This window comes from Planktotalea sp., from assembly GCF_049680325.1.
Taxonomy (GTDB): Bacteria; Pseudomonadota; Alphaproteobacteria; order Rhodobacterales; family Rhodobacteraceae; genus Planktotalea.
Genome location: NZ_JBAUHO010000091.1, coordinates 26,322 through 42,991 on the forward strand (window position 1 = coordinate 26,322; position 16,670 = coordinate 42,991).

The 16,670-nt window shown below is 55.1% G+C and carries 17 protein-coding genes; 15 read left to right on the top strand and 2 right to left on the bottom strand.

The features are described from left to right. The first annotated feature begins 7 nt into the window (after positions 1 to 7). Genes WBC85_RS03735 through WBC85_RS03750 form a run of 4 tightly spaced genes read left to right on the top strand, consistent with a single transcriptional unit; the run spans position 8 to position 4,540 of the window. Complete coding sequence (locus tag WBC85_RS03735) at positions 8 to 532, top strand: rod shape-determining protein MreD (protein WP_424433332.1); 525 nt, start codon at positions 8 to 10, stop codon at positions 530 to 532. Beyond that, positions 529 to 2,472, top strand: coding sequence for a penicillin-binding protein 2 (gene mrdA / locus WBC85_RS03740; RefSeq protein ID WP_424433333.1), 1,944 nt, complete (start codon positions 529 to 531; stop codon positions 2,470 to 2,472). Before WBC85_RS03735 ends, mrdA begins: the two co-directional genes overlap by 4 nt. After that, positions 2,469 to 3,608: a rod shape-determining protein RodA gene (rodA, locus tag WBC85_RS03745; protein ID WP_424433334.1), complete on the top strand. Its 1,140-nt coding sequence runs from the start codon at positions 2,469 to 2,471 to the stop codon at positions 3,606 to 3,608. Before mrdA ends, rodA begins: the two co-directional genes overlap by 4 nt. Next, positions 3,608 to 4,540: a 2-hydroxyacid dehydrogenase gene (locus WBC85_RS03750; RefSeq protein ID WP_424433335.1), complete on the top strand. Its 933-nt coding sequence runs from the start codon at positions 3,608 to 3,610 to the stop codon at positions 4,538 to 4,540. Before rodA ends, WBC85_RS03750 begins: the two co-directional genes overlap by 1 nt. Here the strand turns inward: WBC85_RS03750 and WBC85_RS03755 are convergent. After that, the gene (locus tag WBC85_RS03755; protein ID WP_424433336.1) at positions 4,537 to 5,328 is read right to left on the bottom strand and encodes an SseB family protein; all 792 of its coding nucleotides are present in this window, start codon (positions 5,326 to 5,328) and stop codon (positions 4,537 to 4,539) included. The two genes, WBC85_RS03750 and WBC85_RS03755, sit on opposite strands and share 4 nt — an antisense overlap. Beyond that, positions 5,325 to 5,930 carry a uracil-DNA glycosylase family protein gene (locus WBC85_RS03760; protein ID WP_424433349.1) on the bottom strand — a complete coding sequence of 202 codons (606 nt, stop codon included), beginning with the start codon at positions 5,928 to 5,930 and terminating at the stop codon, positions 5,325 to 5,327. Before WBC85_RS03760 ends, WBC85_RS03755 begins: the two co-directional genes overlap by 4 nt. Before the next feature lie 108 nt (positions 5,931 to 6,038). Between WBC85_RS03760 and WBC85_RS03765 the strand changes: the two genes are divergently transcribed. The 11 genes from WBC85_RS03765 to WBC85_RS03815 all read left to right on the top strand — a co-directional run. Then, positions 6,039 to 7,286: a Na+/H+ antiporter NhaA gene (locus WBC85_RS03765; RefSeq protein WP_424433337.1), complete on the top strand. Its 1,248-nt coding sequence runs from the start codon at positions 6,039 to 6,041 to the stop codon at positions 7,284 to 7,286. A 201-nt stretch (positions 7,287 to 7,487) separates the two neighbouring features. Further along, positions 7,488 to 8,147 carry an ABC transporter ATP-binding protein gene (locus WBC85_RS03770; RefSeq protein ID WP_424433338.1) on the top strand — a complete coding sequence of 220 codons (660 nt, stop codon included), beginning with the start codon at positions 7,488 to 7,490 and terminating at the stop codon, positions 8,145 to 8,147. Further along, complete coding sequence (locus WBC85_RS03775) at positions 8,125 to 9,924, top strand: capsule biosynthesis protein (protein WP_424433339.1); 1,800 nt, start codon at positions 8,125 to 8,127, stop codon at positions 9,922 to 9,924. The genes WBC85_RS03770 and WBC85_RS03775 overlap by 23 nt, the downstream gene beginning before the upstream one ends. Before the next feature lies 1 nt (position 9,925). Further along, positions 9,926 to 10,759, top strand: coding sequence for a 3-deoxy-8-phosphooctulonate synthase (gene kdsA, locus WBC85_RS03780; protein ID WP_424433340.1), 834 nt, complete (start codon positions 9,926 to 9,928; stop codon positions 10,757 to 10,759). 11 nt (positions 10,760 to 10,770) lie between these two features. Next, positions 10,771 to 12,267 carry a phosphomannomutase/phosphoglucomutase gene (locus tag WBC85_RS03785; protein ID WP_424433341.1) on the top strand — a complete coding sequence of 499 codons (1,497 nt, stop codon included), beginning with the start codon at positions 10,771 to 10,773 and terminating at the stop codon, positions 12,265 to 12,267. 137 nt (positions 12,268 to 12,404) lie between these two features. Further along, complete coding sequence (locus WBC85_RS03790; protein WP_424433342.1) at positions 12,405 to 13,325, top strand: manganese-dependent inorganic pyrophosphatase; 921 nt, start codon at positions 12,405 to 12,407, stop codon at positions 13,323 to 13,325. A 126-nt stretch (positions 13,326 to 13,451) separates the two neighbouring features. Beyond that, on the top strand, positions 13,452 to 14,324 hold the full coding sequence (locus WBC85_RS03795; RefSeq protein ID WP_424433343.1) for a TIGR01459 family HAD-type hydrolase: 873 nt from the start codon (positions 13,452 to 13,454) through the stop codon (positions 14,322 to 14,324). Between the two features lie 100 nt (positions 14,325 to 14,424). Next, positions 14,425 to 14,868, top strand: a complete 444-nt coding sequence (locus WBC85_RS03800; protein ID WP_424433344.1) for a MaoC family dehydratase — start codon at positions 14,425 to 14,427, stop codon at positions 14,866 to 14,868. 50 nt (positions 14,869 to 14,918) lie between these two features. Next, a complete protein-coding gene (locus WBC85_RS03805; RefSeq protein WP_424433345.1) occupies positions 14,919 to 15,857 on the top strand; it encodes a bifunctional riboflavin kinase/FAD synthetase in 939 nt (312 codons plus the stop codon). Beyond that, on the top strand, positions 15,854 to 16,327 hold the full coding sequence (locus tag WBC85_RS03810; protein WP_424433346.1) for a YcgN family cysteine cluster protein: 474 nt from the start codon (positions 15,854 to 15,856) through the stop codon (positions 16,325 to 16,327). The genes WBC85_RS03805 and WBC85_RS03810 overlap by 4 nt, the downstream gene beginning before the upstream one ends. After that, a partial coding sequence (locus WBC85_RS03815) for a beta-eliminating lyase-related protein (RefSeq protein ID WP_424433347.1) occupies positions 16,327 to 16,670 on the top strand: 344 nt, incomplete at its 3' end. The genes WBC85_RS03810 and WBC85_RS03815, both read left to right, overlap by 1 nt.

The following is a 16,670-nucleotide window of genomic DNA, read 5'->3' on the forward strand; positions in this document are numbered from 1 at the left end:
AAGCCAAATGTCTCGCGTTTGGATGATGCGCGCGCTCTATATCGCGTTGTCCCTAGCTATCATCTTCTTGCATTTGCTTCCGCTTGCAAGCGCCCCGAGCACATGGGCACCCCCCGATTGGATTATGGCGCTTTCACTTGCCTGGGCAATGCGCCGCCCTGAATATGTACCCGCCTTAAGCGTCGGGGGTATCGTTCTACTTGCTGATCTGTTGTTTCAACGTCCGCCGGGTCTGTCGGCTGCATTGGTTGTCATCGCCGCCGAAACACTGCGCACCCGCGCCATTGCCAATAGGGACCTGCCCTACCTGGTCGAATGGGCAACGGTCGCAGGAATGATGATCGCCGTCGCCGTATCGCTGCGTTTATTGTTGGCAATCTTCTTTATTCCTGCCCCCGCACTCAGCTTGGTCTTGATTCAATTGGGAATGACCATAGCCTTATACCCAGTCGTCGTCGTGATCTCGCACTTCGTGTTCAATGTGCGAAGGGCCGCGCCGGGCGAAGTCGATTCATTGGGTCATAGGCTATGAGACGTTCAGCTTCAGAAACTGCCGAAAGCGCAGCAAAGATCACCCGCCGCGGTTTGATTGTTGGCGGTGCACAGGTGGCGTTCGTTGGGGTCCTCGGCGCGCGCATGCGCTTTATGCAGGTCGATCAGGCGGACGAATTCCGCCTTCTGGCTGATGAAAACCGCATCAACGTCCGCTTAATCCCCCCTGCGCGCGGGCAGCTGTTTGATCGCAACGGGGCCGTGATCGCAGAGAACGAACCAAGCTACCGTATTACAATGGTGCGCGAAGATGCGGGCGACGTGAATACCGTGATCGCACGGCTATCAACTTTGGTCGAGTTGGATGACGATGAGCTGAATCGCGCGCTAAACGAGATGAAACGCAGCGCACCGTTTTTGCCCGTCACCATCGCAGACCGTATCACTTGGGAAGAACTGTCGCGCGTTGCGGCCAATGCACCTGCATTGCCAGGCGTGACGCCAGAAGTTGGCCTGTCGCGGCGCTATCCATTGGGCAAGGATTTTGCCCATGTCGCGGGCTATGTCGGGCCCGTCAGTCAACGCGATCTGGATCGCATAGACGACCCCGATCAATTGCTGCGCATTCCGCGCTTTCAGATCGGCAAAGTCGGCGTAGAAGCCAACTACGAAGACATCCTTCGTGGAAAAGCGGGGGCGAAACGTGTCGAGGTGAATTCCGTTGGCCGTATGATGCGCGAACTGGATCGCCGCGAGGGCCAATCCGGTGCGAACGTGCAATTGACCGTCGATCACAAATTGCAAAACTACGTTCAGGCGCGTCTGGGCGAAGAAAGTGCCTCCGTCGTCGTGATGGACCTTAAGCGCGGCGATTTGCTTTCGATTTATTCTTCACCAAGCTATGATCCCAACAAGTTCGTGCGTGGAATTTCGGTCGCTGACTATGCTTTCTTGCGCGACAATAACCACCGCCCCCTAGCCTCTAAAACGGTTCAGGATGCCTACCCGCCCGGATCGACTTTCAAAATGGTCACCGCTTTGGCCGCCCTCGAAGAGGGTGTTATCACTGCTGAAGACACGGTGCATTGCCCGGGTCACCTCGAAGTCAGTGATCGCAAGTTCCATTGTTGGAAGCGCTCCGGCCATGGCCATATGAACCTGGAGCTTTCGCTGCGAGAAAGCTGTGATGTCTATTACTATGATCTGGCCCTGAAGATCGGCATCGAAAAGATCACAGAAATGGCGCGCAAACTCGGCATGGGCGTCAAGCACGATATCCCGATGTCGGCAGTTGCGTCAGGTCTTACTCCGACCAAAGACTGGAAGCTGCGCACACGCGGCAAGGAATGGGTGATTGGCGATACGGTCAACGCGTCTATCGGTCAGGGCTTTGTGCTATCCTCGCCGCTGCATCTGGCCGTGATGACGGCGCGTCTAGCGACGGGTCGCAGCATCACGCCGCGCTTGATAAACACGGTGAACGGCATCGCTCAACCAAGCGGCGCCGGTGAGGATCTGGGATTGAACGAAAACAATCTGCGCAAGATCCGAAAGGCGATGTTCGCCGTGTCCAATAACAGGCGCGGCACCGCCTATGGCAGCCGCATTATCGAAGATGCGTTTCGGATGGCGGGAAAAACAGGCACCAGCCAAGTCCGAAACATTTCCGCGGCTGAGCGCGCGCGCGGTGTGACAAGCAACGCAAACCTTCCTTGGGAGCGCCGCGATCACGCGCTATTTGTGAACTTTGCACCCTATGACAATCCAGAAATCGCAGTTGCCGTGGTCGTTGAACATGGCGGCGGCGGCTCTACAGCAGCGGCCCCGATCGCACGTGATGTCACCTTGCAAGCGCTTTATGGCGAAGACCCGCCGTTGACCGCCTATCCTAGCAAAGACAGGGGCCGCGTGCGTACCTTGCAAAAGCGTCTTAAGGAACTGCGTCCGTCCGAACAGGACGACGATAAGGGCCGCGCATGAGTTATCTTGAATATACCGTCAAATCCGTTCCAACCGGATTTTCCAAAGTGCTCCATTTGAATTGGGCGTTGATCGTCCTTCTCAGTAGCGTCGCGGGAATCGGCTTTCTGATGCTCTATTCCGTTGCGGGCGGTTCCTTCACGCCTTGGGCAGAGCCACAGATCAAACGCTTTTTGCTGGGCTTCACTGTGATGCTCTTTGTTGCGATGGTCCCTATCTGGTTCTGGCGTAACATCGCCGGCGTCGCCTACGGGGTATCGATCATACTGTTGCTCTATGTGGAATTTTTCGGCTCTGTCGGAATGGGCGCGCAACGCTGGATCAATCTGGGTTTCATGCGTCTCCAGCCGTCAGAGCTTATGAAGATCGCTTTGGTTATGTTGCTGGCAGCCTATTATGACTGGCTTCCCCTTACGCGAACGTCCCGGCCCATTTGGGTGGCCATCCCTGTCGTTATTATTCTGCTCCCGACAATGCTGGTTTTGCGCCAGCCTGATCTGGGCACATCCCTTTTGCTTATCTGCGGCGGCGGTCTGATGATGTTCGTTGCAGGCGTACATTGGGCATATTTTGCAGCGGTGATCGCCAGTGGTTTCGGCCTTGTCGCGGCAGTATTCCAAAGCCGCGGGACAGAGTGGCAGCTTTTGAAAGACTATCAGTTCCGCCGCATCGACACCTTCCTTGATCCCGCTAGCGATCCACTTGGCGCGGGGTATCATATTACCCAGAGCAAGATCGCCCTCGGGTCGGGCGGCTGGACGGGGCGGGGCTTTATGCAAGGCACACAGTCGCGGCTGAACTTCCTGCCTGAAAAGCATACCGACTTTATCTTTACGACGCTGGCCGAAGAATTCGGCTTTGTCGGGGCGTTTTCGCTGCTTTTGCTCTACACATTAATCATCGTGTTTTGTGTGGCTTCAGCCTTTAGCAATAAAAACCGTTTTGCCGCCTTGTTGACTTTGGGCGTTGCGGGCACCTTCTTTTTGTTCTTTGCGGTCAATATGTCGATGGTTATGGGCTTGGCCCCTGTCGTCGGCGTACCGCTTCCCCTTGTCAGCTATGGAGGCTCTGCAATGCTTATCTTGCTGCTCGGTTTCGGCCTCGTTCAGAGCGCACATGTGCATCGGCCACGCTAATGACGACGCAGGTTCTTTTCGCCGCAAAACCTGAACGCTGGATTGAATATCAGGCGCCGCTCGCACGTGCATTGAAAGAGGTGGGCATTGACGCAAACCTTGCGACAGACATCCCTGCATCGGACGTCGAATATATTGTTTATGCGCCGAATTCGCCCGTTCAAGATTTCTCGATCTTTCCAAAGCTGAAGGCCGTGCTGAACCTGTGGGCAGGCGTTGAGACAATTGCCCCAAATCCCACACTTAAGGTGCCATTGGCGCGGATGGTCGATCACGGATTGACCCAAGGCATGAAGGAATGGGTGACGGGTCATGTGCTGCGCCATCACTTGGGAATGGATGCGCATATCATCAACCCAGATCGCAATTGGGTGCCAAACGCACCCCCTTTGGCCGAACAGCGCCCTATTGCCATGCTTGGCCTAGGTGAACTTGGCGCGGTCTGTGCGCAGACCCTCGCAAGTTTGGGTTTTCCCGTTTCGGGCTGGAGCAGGAACCAGAAAAACATCGATGGCGTGAACTGCTTCAGCGGAAATTCCGGCCTTCAGGATGCCTTGAGCGGCGCTGAGATTGTTGTTCTCTTACTGCCTAACACCCCTGCAACCGAAAATGTCCTGAACGCTAGTAGCCTTGGCCTATTGGCCAAAGGCGCAGCAATTATCAACCCTGGTCGCGGACCTTTGATTGATGATGACGCGCTTCTTGAAGCACTTGAGAGCGGGCAAGTCGGCCACGCCACGCTTGACGTTTTTCGCACCGAACCCCTGCCCCGGGGCCACCCGTTCTGGACACACCCTAACGTAACAGTGACGCCGCATATCGCATCTGAAACGCGCACATGGACTGCCAGCCAATGCGTCGCCGAAAACGTGCGGCGAGGCGAGGCAGGTGAGCCTTTTCTACATCTGGTCGATCGAAGCGTCGGTTACTAACGCAGCTTGGGTGGCTTGTCGGGGTCTGACCCCGGTGCAGGGCGGATTGTTTCGCTTCGGGCTTCCACCTTAGGTAATTCAAATCGCAATCCGACCTTAGCCATCGCTGCGGCCATCGGATCGCTCGCAGCAAAAAAACCGACGTCGATACTGCCCGCTTCGAGGCCCGAAAATGTCAGCGCTTCGCCAGCAGCTTTCGCCAGCGCGCCTTCAGCACCTTCGATTGAGCCAACAAATCCCAGCAAATGCCCCGTTCCCCCGCCCTCGTATCGGATCGCAGTGAGATACGCATTCTGAGCGAGACCGGCTGTCATTGCCAGTTTGGCATCAAGCGCGGTCAGCAATTCTTCAGGAAGACCTTTGGGTGCATAAAGCTCTTCAGCGCGCGCCTCGACCTCATCAGGACTATGGGCCAGCGTATCGCAAAGCCACGCGACCGCTTCTGGCGGTACAAGCATCTGTGACGGCGCGACTTCTAGGTTCACGCCCAATCCAATGCCCTGCCCTGCAAGCATCTGCGAAATAACGCGCCCTGAAAGTGCAGCGTAGGGCGCAGGCTTGCCTACAAATTGTGCAAGGCGCTCTTCGCGGTCAAACACCAGGACAAAGCTTGCATCGCCGAGGTCAAATATTTCAGGGCTGATCTGATCGCCCACCGCTTCCTTGGTCAGCAACAAGAATAATTCGCTATCCGAAAGACGTTCGTAAAACTTCAGGCGCGCGGCATCATTGTCGCACGCAGCTTCCATCGCACGATGGGCCAGATCAAGCGGGGTTTCGTCACTCATGTCAGCACCTCTTGCACCCGCCTGCGCAAAACTGGCAGCAAATCTGCCTCAAACCACGGGTTTTTCTTGAGCCATGCGGTATTGCGCCACGACGGATGCGGCAAGGGAAAAACCGCAGGGACATGGCTTTTCCAATCTTGCACTGTCCTGCTCACATTGCTCTTGGCACCCAAATGCCACCTCATCGCATGTCCACCGACAAGCAGGGTCAATGGCACAGGGCCCATCGCCGCCATCACCGATGCGCGCCAGGTTTTTGCACAGATCGGTGGCGGAGGCAGATCGCTCCCCCTCGCGTCGTATCCCGGGAAACAGAAGGCCATTGGAACAATTGCGATTTTGGTGGCGTCGTAGAAAACTGTCTCATCAATTCCCAGCCAATCACGCAACCGATCACCGGATGGATCCGTAAAGGGGCGTCCGCTTTGATGAACACGCAAACCCGGCGCTTGGCCTGCGATCAGGACTTTCGGTGTTGCTGCATCGGGCGAAAACCAAACCACAGGACGCGGTGCATGCTGGCTCGCCGATTGGGCAAACCGAGCAGTGCAAAGCCGGCAGTCGCGAATGTCGCGGGTCAGATTTTGCAAATCCTGAGACATATCATGCCAATCTGGCCCGAGCACGCGTTGCTCACAAGGCGCGATTGCGTTATCGCATCCCGCAACTTAGACATTAATTCAGATATCGACGGAAATCGGGGAGCACTCATGTATCGCGTTTGGAATTTCCTAGCCAACTATTCACTTTTGCTAATCATCGGAGCACTTATTGCGCTTGGGTGGGCAAACACGAATCCAGAGAGCTATCACCACTTTGTTGAGTATGTAATTTGGGATCATGCCCCGATTGGTCACTTGCATGACGGGCATCGTACACTGACGCTGCACTACCTTGTGAACGATCTGCTTATGGCACTCTTTTTTGCAATTGCCGCTAAAGAGGTGTGGGAAGCGGTCATTCTCAAGAACGGATCACTACGGGGCAAAAAGGCGGCAACGCCCTTGTTTGCAACGGCTGGCGGAATGTTTGGGCCAATTGCGGTTTATCTTGGCCTTGCGGCATTTATGGGTAGCGACACTTATAATGCGGTCGCGAACGGTTGGGCGATCCCGACAGCGACGGACATTGCCTTTTCTTATCTGGTTGGGCGTATCGTCTTTGGCGCAGGGCATCCAGCCGTGCGTTTCTTGCTGCTACTCGCGATTGCAGATGATGCGGCTGGCCTCATTATTCTCGCGATCTTCTACCCTTCAGGCGAACTTGCACCCGAATGGCTGCTGATGTCGCTCGGCGCAGCGATCGCGGTTTTCATTCTGTTCAACTGGCTTCCTCGCTATATGGATCGAGGCAATGAGGCACGTCCAAATTCCACATGGGTGCGCAACAAGCTCAGCTTCCTGCCCTACCTGATCGCTGGCTGCGTCAGCTGGTATGGCTTCATGCGCTCGGGCATTCACCCCGCGCTTGGCCTGTTGTTCATCGTTCCGACGATCCCGCATGCGGACCGCGCATTTGGTATCTTTAGCGAGGCCGAGCAATATCTGACCGACCTGCTCAACACGATCGAGCATTGGCTGAAACACCCTGTCGAAATCATCCTGTTCTTCTTTGGCCTGCTTAATGCTGGTGTAGAGTTCTCTTCGATGGGTGACGCAACATGGCTAGTTCTTGCAGGCCTGCTGATTGGTAAGCCAGTCGGGATCCTGCTCTTTGGCTGGATCGCTGCGCGCCCGCTTGGCCTTGGTCTACCGCAAGGCATGCGCATTATTGATCTGGTGGTCATCGGCTGCGTTGCGGCGATCGGCTTTACCGTTTCGCTGTTCGTAGCCTCTGTCGCCTTTGATGCAGGCCCGGTTCAAGACGCGGCGAAGATGGGTGCCTTGTTCAGCTTTGCTGCTGCTCTCATTTCAATCATTGCAGGCAAGCTGACACGGGTTCAAAAACAAGAACTTTGAACCGCTGTTCATGAAAATTTAGGCCCTTTCCAATTCGGAAGGGGCCTTTTTTACGAACATTCCCATTTCAGGCGTGGCACATTGTCTGCAACTATTGAAACAATCGCTTTCGTTGTGACATACTGTGGACAAAATTGGCACATAAAGAATGCTTAAGACACCTGATGTATAGGTGTGCGGCAGAGCAGGCCGGATAGGTGAATGTTAGAGTTTGAAAACGTCAGCAAGTCCTTTTGGACCGGGACGCAGCGTAAGGTCATTCTTGACCGTGTATCGTTTCGCGTGGAGCTTGGCCGCTCCATTGGCATTCTTGCGCCTAACGGGACTGGCAAAACCACCCTTGTAAATATGATGGCGGGTCTTGAAAAACCCGATGAGGGCGAAATTCGCAGAACCTGCAAGATTTCCTTCCCGCTGGGATTTATGGGCGGTGTTGTTACGCGGCACACGGCGATGGAAAACTCGCGCTATATCGCCCGGCTCTATGGGCTTGATCCAGATTACGTCGAAGCCTTCTGTCGTTGGCTCTGCGGCCTTGGCGAATACTTTGACCAACCGCTTGGCACCTATAGTTCCGGCATGCGCGCACGCTTTACTTTTGCGCTGCTTTTGGCGCTGGATTTTGATATGTATCTCATTGACGAGGGCATGCCGAATAGCACCGATGTGGAATTCAACCGCAAGGCTGGCGAAATCCTGCGCGAGCGCCTGCGCACCACGACGATTATTATTGTCTCGCACCAAGCCGAGACATTGGAGAGATTTGCAGCCTCCGCAGCCGTTTTAATGAACGGCAAGCTGCATATGTTTGACACCTTGGAAGAAGCGAAACAGCTCTATGACTACGAAACCCAAGGCTAAGAAGTTCCGCATCAAGCGGACTGGCTCACTCGCAGATGGTCAATCTGCACCCGCGCAAGCACCTGCTGGCGCGCCTGAACCTGTGCGCCCGACCCGCCCGACAGCTGCGCAGGCACCGCAGCCCCAGCAGCAAGCACAGCCAAAGCCCCAAGCCGCAGCAGCGCCCACGCAGCAACCAATGGGCCGTATTGAGCCCGTCAAACAGGCAACCCCAACTGGCGCAACACCTGCACAGGCGGCGGCGAAGGTACAGCAAACGGCACAAGCCAAATCAGGTCTTGTTTCTTCCGCCGCCGAAGCCGCAGCCGAGCAAGATATAGACGCGATCAAGCGCGAAGGCCTGACGGGCCGCCAATTGCGCATGGCGCGCCGCGCCGCCCAGAAATATGGGCTTGCGCCTACCTCTGACTATGATGCAGTGCGCCAGCTTCGCGTGCGCGGGATCGATCCATTCCAGCGCACGAATATGCTGGAACTGGTGGTGCCGAGCGCAGGGGCAGGCAACGGCGGTTCTTCTGCGACGCAGCCATTGATGCCGCAAGATCCAACGCTTGAACCTATCAATCTGCCCCAGACCATGCCTGCCAGCGGCAACCTGCCTGCCCATCCCGACGGCATTAGCCCCGCCGAGCGACGCGCGGAAGAAATCACCAAAATCCAGCGCGACATCGCGAAACGCCGCCGCCGCAAACTGGCGCTTCTCTTCACGCGCCTAGCGTTCTTCGTCTTTTTGCCAACGCTGATTGTTGGCTATTATTATTACTTCATCGCAACGCCCATGTACGCGACCAAGTCCGAATTCCTGATCCTCAAGGCTGAAACGTCAGGTGGTGCTATGGGTGGTTTGCTTTCTGGTACACAATTCGCAACCAATCAGGATGCGATTGCGGTTCAGTCTTATCTAACATCAAAGGACGCGATGCTGCGATTGGATGCGGATGCGGGTTTCATGGCGCATTTTTCGAACCCCGAAATCGATGCGATTCAACGTCTGGAAGACAACCCTTCCAACGAGGACGCCTATAAGATTTTCAAGAAAGCGATCGAAATCGGTTATGATCCGACCGAGGGCGTAATCAAAATGGAAGTCATCGCAGCCGACCCTGTCGTCAGCGCTGTCTTTTCGAAAAAGCTGATTGGCTACGCGGAAGAACGTGTCGACAACCTGTCGCTGCGCAAACGTGAAAATCAGGTCGCGGACGCAGAACGCAGCTTCAAGCGCGCCGATGATGAGCGCCGCGAAGCCCAAGAGCGTATGGTGCGTTTGCAGCAAGAAGGCTCCATCCTGGACCCCGAGGCAAAGATCGCGTCGCTGCGCAGCCAGATCAACAACATTGAAGTTCAGTTGCAAGAAAAAGAACTGCAATTGGCAGCGCTGCTGGACAACAACCGCCCAAACCGTGCCAAGGTTGAGGGCGCGCAAGGCGATGTACGACGGTTCCAAAACTTGCTTGCACGTTTGAACGATCAAATGACCAAAGCAAGTCAGGGCGAAGATTCACTGGCTGAACTTGCCTCGCAAATCCAGTTGGCCCAACTGGATGTCGCCGCGCGAGACATGTCATTGCAATCGGCACTTGAGCAGCTCAATTCAACGCGCCGCGAAGCCGCTTCGCAGGCGCGTTATCTCACAACCAGCGTCGAGCCTGTGCCAAGTCAGGACCCGACTTATCCGCGTAAATTCGAGAACACTATTCTCGCTTTTCTCGTCTTTGCTGGCATTTACCTCATGATCTCGCTCACTGCGTCGATCCTACGTGAACAGGTTTCTTCCTAATATGAAAACTCTAGATATCGCCGGTCTGACCGTCGGCAATGCGGCCCCGCTGACAATCATCGCCGGGCCGTGCCAATTAGAAAGCGCCGATCACGCGCAAATGATTGCGGGCACGATGAAAGAGGCCTGCAAGGCCGTTGGCGCGCAGTACATTTTCAAAGCCTCCTTCGACAAGGCCAACCGCACCTCTGTTAAGGGTGTGCGCGGTCCCGGCATTGATGCCGGTTTAAAGATGCTGCAAAGCGTGAAGGACGAGATCGGCGTTCCTGTGCTGACAGACATCCATTGGCCCGAACAATGCAAGGTCGTTGCCGAGGTGGCAGATGTCCTGCAAATTCCTGCTTTGCTGTGCCGCCAAACCGATCTGATCCTTGCCGCCGCCGAAACAGGCGCTGCGATCAATGTAAAAAAGGGACAGTTCCTAGCCCCTTGGGACATGGCAAACATCGTGGCAAAGATCGAATCCACTGGCAACACAAACATCTTGCTAACTGAACGCGGGACGTCCTTTGGCTACAACACACTTGTGACCGATATGCGCTCTCTGCCTCAGATGGGGCAAACAGGTTATCCTGTTGTGATGGATGCTACGCATTCTGTTCAGCAACCCGCGGGGCTTGGTGGCTCCACAGGTGGGCAACGCGAATTTGCGCCGCTCATGGCGCGCGCAGCCGCAGCAATCGGTGTCGCGGCAATCTTCATTGAAACGCATGAAGACCCGGACAAGTCGCCCAGCGACGGACCGAACATGATCTATTTGGATAAAATGCCTGCGCTATTGAAAATCCTGATGCAACTGGATGTGATCGCAAAAGCCAACCCTTTGGAAGTTTGAGCGAGCACAGTATGACAAAGCCCGCACCAACCGTCTCCCCGAATACTTGGGAATTCTTGCGCGATGCGATGATCGTGCCTACTGGTTTTCGCGAATACGATGCGCGTTGGAAATTCCCGGATGACATAAACCTGCCCGGCATTACCGCCCTTGGCCTTGGTCTTGGTACGCAAATGCAACGTCGCGGGATCGAGCCTGTGATCGCTGTCGGCAACGATTATCGCGAGTATTCGCTTTCGGTGAAGAACGCGTTGATGTTGGGGTTGATGCAAGCGGGTATCCACGTCAAAGACATCGGCCCTGCCCTGTCCCCCATGGCCTATTTCGCGCAGTTTCATTTGGATGCGCCTGCGGTTGCAATGGTCACGGCCAGCCACAATCCGAACGGCTGGACAGGCGTTAAGATGGGCTTTGAGCGTCCTTTGACCCATGGCCCCGACGAAATGAACGAGCTGCGCAATATCGTTCTGAACGGTGAAGCCAAGTCCGCCGCGGGCGGGGGCTATGAATTCGTGCATGGCGTGCGCGAAGCATACCTTGATGATCTGGTCGGCAATTTCAAAATGACGCGCAAACTGAAGGTTGTGTGCGCGACAGGCAATGGAACGGCCAGCGCGTTTGCACCCGAGTTGTTCAAGCGGCTCGGCGTTGAAGTGGTGCCCAGCCACAATGCGCTGGATTACAATTTCCCGAACTACAATCCCAACCCTGAAGCGATGGAAATGCTGCACGATATGTCAGCGTCGCTCAAAGCCTCGGGCGCGGACTTTGCGCTTGGCTTTGACGGTGACGGAGATCGTTGCGGCGTTGTGGATGATGAGGGCGAAGAAATCTTCGCTGATAAGGTCGGCGTCATCTTGGCGCGCGATCTAAGCAAGCTTTACCCCAACGCGACCTTTGTCGCCGACGTTAAATCGACGGGACTGTTTGCCTCTGATCCGGAACTTATCAAAAATGGCGTGACCGCGGATTATTGGAAGACAGGTCACAGCCATATGAAACGCCGAGTGAAAGAGCTTGGTGCCTTGGCGGGCTTTGAAAAGTCCGGTCACTACTTCCTCGCCGAACCTATCGGGCGCGGCTATGATTGCGGGATGCGGGTTGCCGTCGAGATTTGTAAACTGATGGATCGCAATCCAGGCATGTCCATGTCCGATCTGCGCAAAGCTTTGCCAGTGACTTACGCGACACCTACAATGTCGCCCTATTGCGCGGATGAAGAGAAATATCAGGTGTTGGAGCGACTTGTTGCCAGGCTGGTCGCAATGGCCGACGCTGGTCACCCCTTGGCTGGCCGGAAAATCGCGCAGGTCGTGACTGTGAACGGCGCGCGCGTGATCCTCGATAATGGGTCTTGGGGGCTGGTACGTGCCAGCTCAAACACGCCCAATCTGGTTGTGGTTTGCGAAAGCTCTGAAAGCGAGGCTGAAATGCGTGCCATTTTCGAAGCCATAGATGCGGTGATCCGAACCGAACCACTGGTTGGCGAATACGATCAATCGATCTGAGCGCGAAATTCCTTAGAAAGGAATTTGAAAAACTCTTTCAAAGAGTTTTCGCCCATGAGCCAATTTAGCGCGGGTGACAAGCGATGCGCGCGCGACTATAAGGCGCGCAATCACACATATTTTGCAGGAATAGCGCAATGACAATTCAGGTTTTCGGCCACAAATCCCCCGACACTGACAGCACCGGCTCTCCACTTATCTGGGCATGGTATTTGTCTGAAATCAAAGGCACCGCCGCCGAGGCAAAGCTGTTGGGCGAACCGAACACAGAAGCCAACTTCATGCTGGAGCGTTGGAATCTTGCCAAGCCTGCAATCATGTCCGACGTGGACGCGGGCGCGCCTTGCGTTGTTGTCGATACCAATAACCCTGCAGAATTGCCCGCCTCTATCAACGATGCCGATGTGCTGGCGATCATTGACCACCACGCACTGATTGGCGGTCTCAAGACCAAAGGTCCGATCGACATCACAATCCGCCCGCTCGCCTGTACAGCGACAATCATGCACGATCTGATGGGTGATGACGCAGCCAAAATGCCCGACGCGATCAAAGGCGCGGCGCTGACCTGCATCCTTTCTGACACGCTGGAATTTCGCAGCCCAACAACAACGCCGCATGACCGCGCAGTTGCTGAAAAGCTGGCTGGCGATCTTGGCATCGACATTCCTAGCTATGCCGCCGAAATGTTCGCGGCGAAGTCCGATGTGTCCAGCTTCTCGGACGCTGAATTGCTGCGCATGGATTCCAAAGAGTATGAAGTTGACGGCACCAAATTCCGCGTATCTGTTCTGGAAACAACTTCGCCCGCAACGGTACTGGATCGCAAAGCGAGCCTAATGGACACCATGACAAGCGTTGCAGCAGAAGACGGCGTAGATCAGGTTCTTCTATTCGTTGTCGATATCCTGAACGAACAGAGCACATTGCTGGTCCCGAATGATCTTGTCAAAACAGTTGCAGCGAAGTCATTTGATGCGGCCGCAACTGGAGATACTGTCGTTCTGCCCGGCGTTGTCAGCCGCAAAAAGCAGATTATCCCGAACCTCAAGCTTTAAGCACGATCCTATTGAGCGCGCCCTTCGGGGCGCGCGCTTTATTTTTTGGTTTTTGCCTCCGGCGGGGATATTTTTGGAGAGAGGAAACGTGTAGGCAGGGCAAGAAATTGCTTTGAGGCTTGCACAATGACCCGAATTATCCCTTCCCTTGCCGAGATTTCCCATCAGTATGACGCTTTGTTCGTAGACCTTTGGGGCTGCGTGCATAATGGCGTGAAGGCTTTGCCTGACGCTGTGCTGGCATTGCAAGAGTATCGCAAAAGCGGTGGCAAGGTCGTGCTGGTTACCAATTCACCCCGTCCGCGCGCAGGCGTTGAAAAGCAACTTATTCACTTTGGCGTTCCAGATGATGCGTGGGACAGCATTGCGACCTCAGGCGATTCTGCGCGCGCTGCGATGTATCGTGGTGCGGTTGGCGAGAAAGTCTATTTCATTGGCGAAGGCCACGATCAGGGCTTTTTCAAACCGCTGGATATCGTTGAGAACCCTGTTGATATCCAGCAGGTCCCTTTGGAAGAAGCCGAAGGATTAGTCTGTGCTGGGCCATTTGATCCTATGGCTGATCCTGCCGAGATGCGGCCACAATTCCTGTATGCGAAGCAAAAAGGAATGAAGCTTCTATGTGCCAATCCCGACATCGTTGTGGACCGCGGTGAAACCCGTGAATGGTGTGCAGGTGCCCTTGCCGCGCTCTACACTGAAATGGGCGGCGAGAGCCTTTATTTTGGCAAGCCACATCCACCGATTTACGATCTGGCGCGTCGCAGACTTGCCGCGCTTGGTAAACCGATCCGTGATGATCGCATTCTCGCAATTGGCGATGGGGTACAAACTGACATAGCAGGCGCAATGGGGGAGGATATTGATTCCCTCTTCATCACCGGCGGCCTTGCACGCGAAGAGACTAAAACCGGCAAAGACCCTGAAAGCGAAGCTTTGCAGGCTTATCTTGCACAGGAAATGTCATCCCCTACCTTTGCAATTGGTTTTCTAAGGTAAATTTCCCCTTGCTTTATGCTGCGCTTGCAAAGTAATAATATTTCAACTTAGGCGTCCATTGCGCCTTTTTATTACCTGACCAAGCCAGATGGAGGATCTCATGTTGGACAATTTGCCCCGCGGTACGATCTGTATCGAAGACATCGAGATGGGAATGACACGGCATTTGCGCAAAGTTGTCACGGATCGCGACATCGAAATGTTCGCTGAGGTTTCGACCGATCGTAATCCGGTCCATTTGGATGACGATTATGCGCAAGATACCATTTTCGAAGGACGTATCGCGCACGGAATGCTGACCGCTGGACTGATTTCAGCGGTCATCGGTGAGCAATTGCCAGGTCACGGCACGGTCTACATGGGGCAATCGCTAAAATTTCTGGGGCCCGTGCGTCCCGGTGATATGGTTCATGCCGAGGTCGAAGTGATCGATATCGAGCACGCGAAGCGCCGCGTGAAACTGGATTGCCGCTGCATGGTGAACGGCAAGAAAGTGTTGATCGGCGAAGCAATGGTTCTGGCACCAAGCCGTAAGTTCGACTGATCCACGCGCGCCCTCTTGCACATCGCTTTTTGGGCCGCTAGGCCAGAACAATGCGGATCATTCGTGACTATACATTTCTAGACCCCGATGCCCGCGGCGCAAGCGCTGCGATTGGTAATTTCGATGGCGTGCACATTGGCCATCAGGCCGTAATCGACATTGCACGCACGGCTGGCGAGAAAATATCTGCGCCTTTGGGCGTACTTACCTTTGATCCACACCCACGCGAATATTTTGCCCGTGATGCGGCCCCTTTTCGCCTGATGAGCGCCGCCGCAAAGGCGACCCGTTTGGAGAAAATCGGTGTGGAGCGGCTGTATCAGCTGAACTTCAACAATGCACTGGCGGCCCTGACGCCAGAAGATTTTGCAACGCGTGTTATTCACGAAGGGCTTGGCCTGCGCCATGTCGTTGTTGGATCCGACTTTTGCTTTGGCAAAGGGCGCGCGGGCAAGGCCAGCGACCTCAAAAATTTCGGCGCAAAACTGGGATTTGGCGTCACCATTGCAGAGCTGATCGAGGGCGCGCAGGGGCAGGTTTCTTCAACGCGCATCCGCGAGGCCTTAAGCGCAGGCAAGCCGCGTGACGCGGCCGATATGCTGGGTCATTGGCACCGTATCGAGGGCATGGTTATCGGCGGCGAACAGCGCGGCCGCGAATTGGGGTACCCGACAGCAAATATGTCGATTGACGGGCTGCATCCGCCTCGTTTTGGCGTTTATGCAGTATTGGCCGATGTGCAAGATGGGCCCCACAAGGGGCGCTATCATGGCGTTGCCTCAATGGGTGTACGGCCCATGTTCGGCGAAAACCGCCCGAACCTTGAAACCTTCCTCTTTGATTTTTCGGGTGATCTATATGGATCAACCCTATCCATCGCTTTGGTCGAGTATCTGCGCGGCGAAGAAAAATTCGACGGGCTGGATGCGCTGATAACCCAGATGGATGCAGATAGCCTTCAATCGCGCAGCATTCTGGCGGCACTATGAGCAGCGATCCGATCAAGCGCGACGGTTTTAGCCCGCGTTTTTGGGAACGCAAAAAGATGGCGCAGATGTCTCAGGAAGAATGGGAAGCGCTGTGCGACGGGTGCGGTAAATGCTGCCTAAACAAACTGGAAGACGAGGACAGCGGCGAAGTTGCATTGACCAATGTGGCGTGCCGCCTGCTGGATGATAGCACCTGCCGCTGTGCGCAATATGACATTCGCCACCAATTCGTGCCAGAATGTATTGTAATGACACCCGCCAATATCGAAGAACATCTCTATTGGATGCCCCAAACCTGCGCCTATCGCTTGATCCATGAAGGCCGTCCTTTGGAAAATTGGCACCCGTTGATTTCCGGCTCTGCGCAAAGCGTCCACGACGCGGGCGTTTCGATCAAAGACAGAACAGTTCCGGAATTCGAAGTCGATGAAGACGATTGGGAAGATCACATCATTGAGGAGCCAGTTTGATGTTTTTTGCCTCTGACAACGCCGGGCCCGTTCACCCGCAAGTTCTAAGCGCCCTGGCACAAGCCAACGAAGGCTTCGCCATGCCCTATGGTGCTGATGCAGGCACCCTGCGCGTGCAAGAGCAGCTGCGCACATTGTTTGAAGCCCCCAATGCTATGGTGCATCTGGTTGCAACGGGCACGGCGGCCAATTCGCTTGCTTTGGCCTGTTTGTGTCAGCCTTTTGAAACAGTCTTCTGTTCTGCCGTGGCGCATATCCACGAAGATGAATGCAGCGCGCCCGAGTTCTATTCCGGCGGTGCGAAGTTGACGGTCGTTCCATGCGCCGTGGACAAGATGAGCCC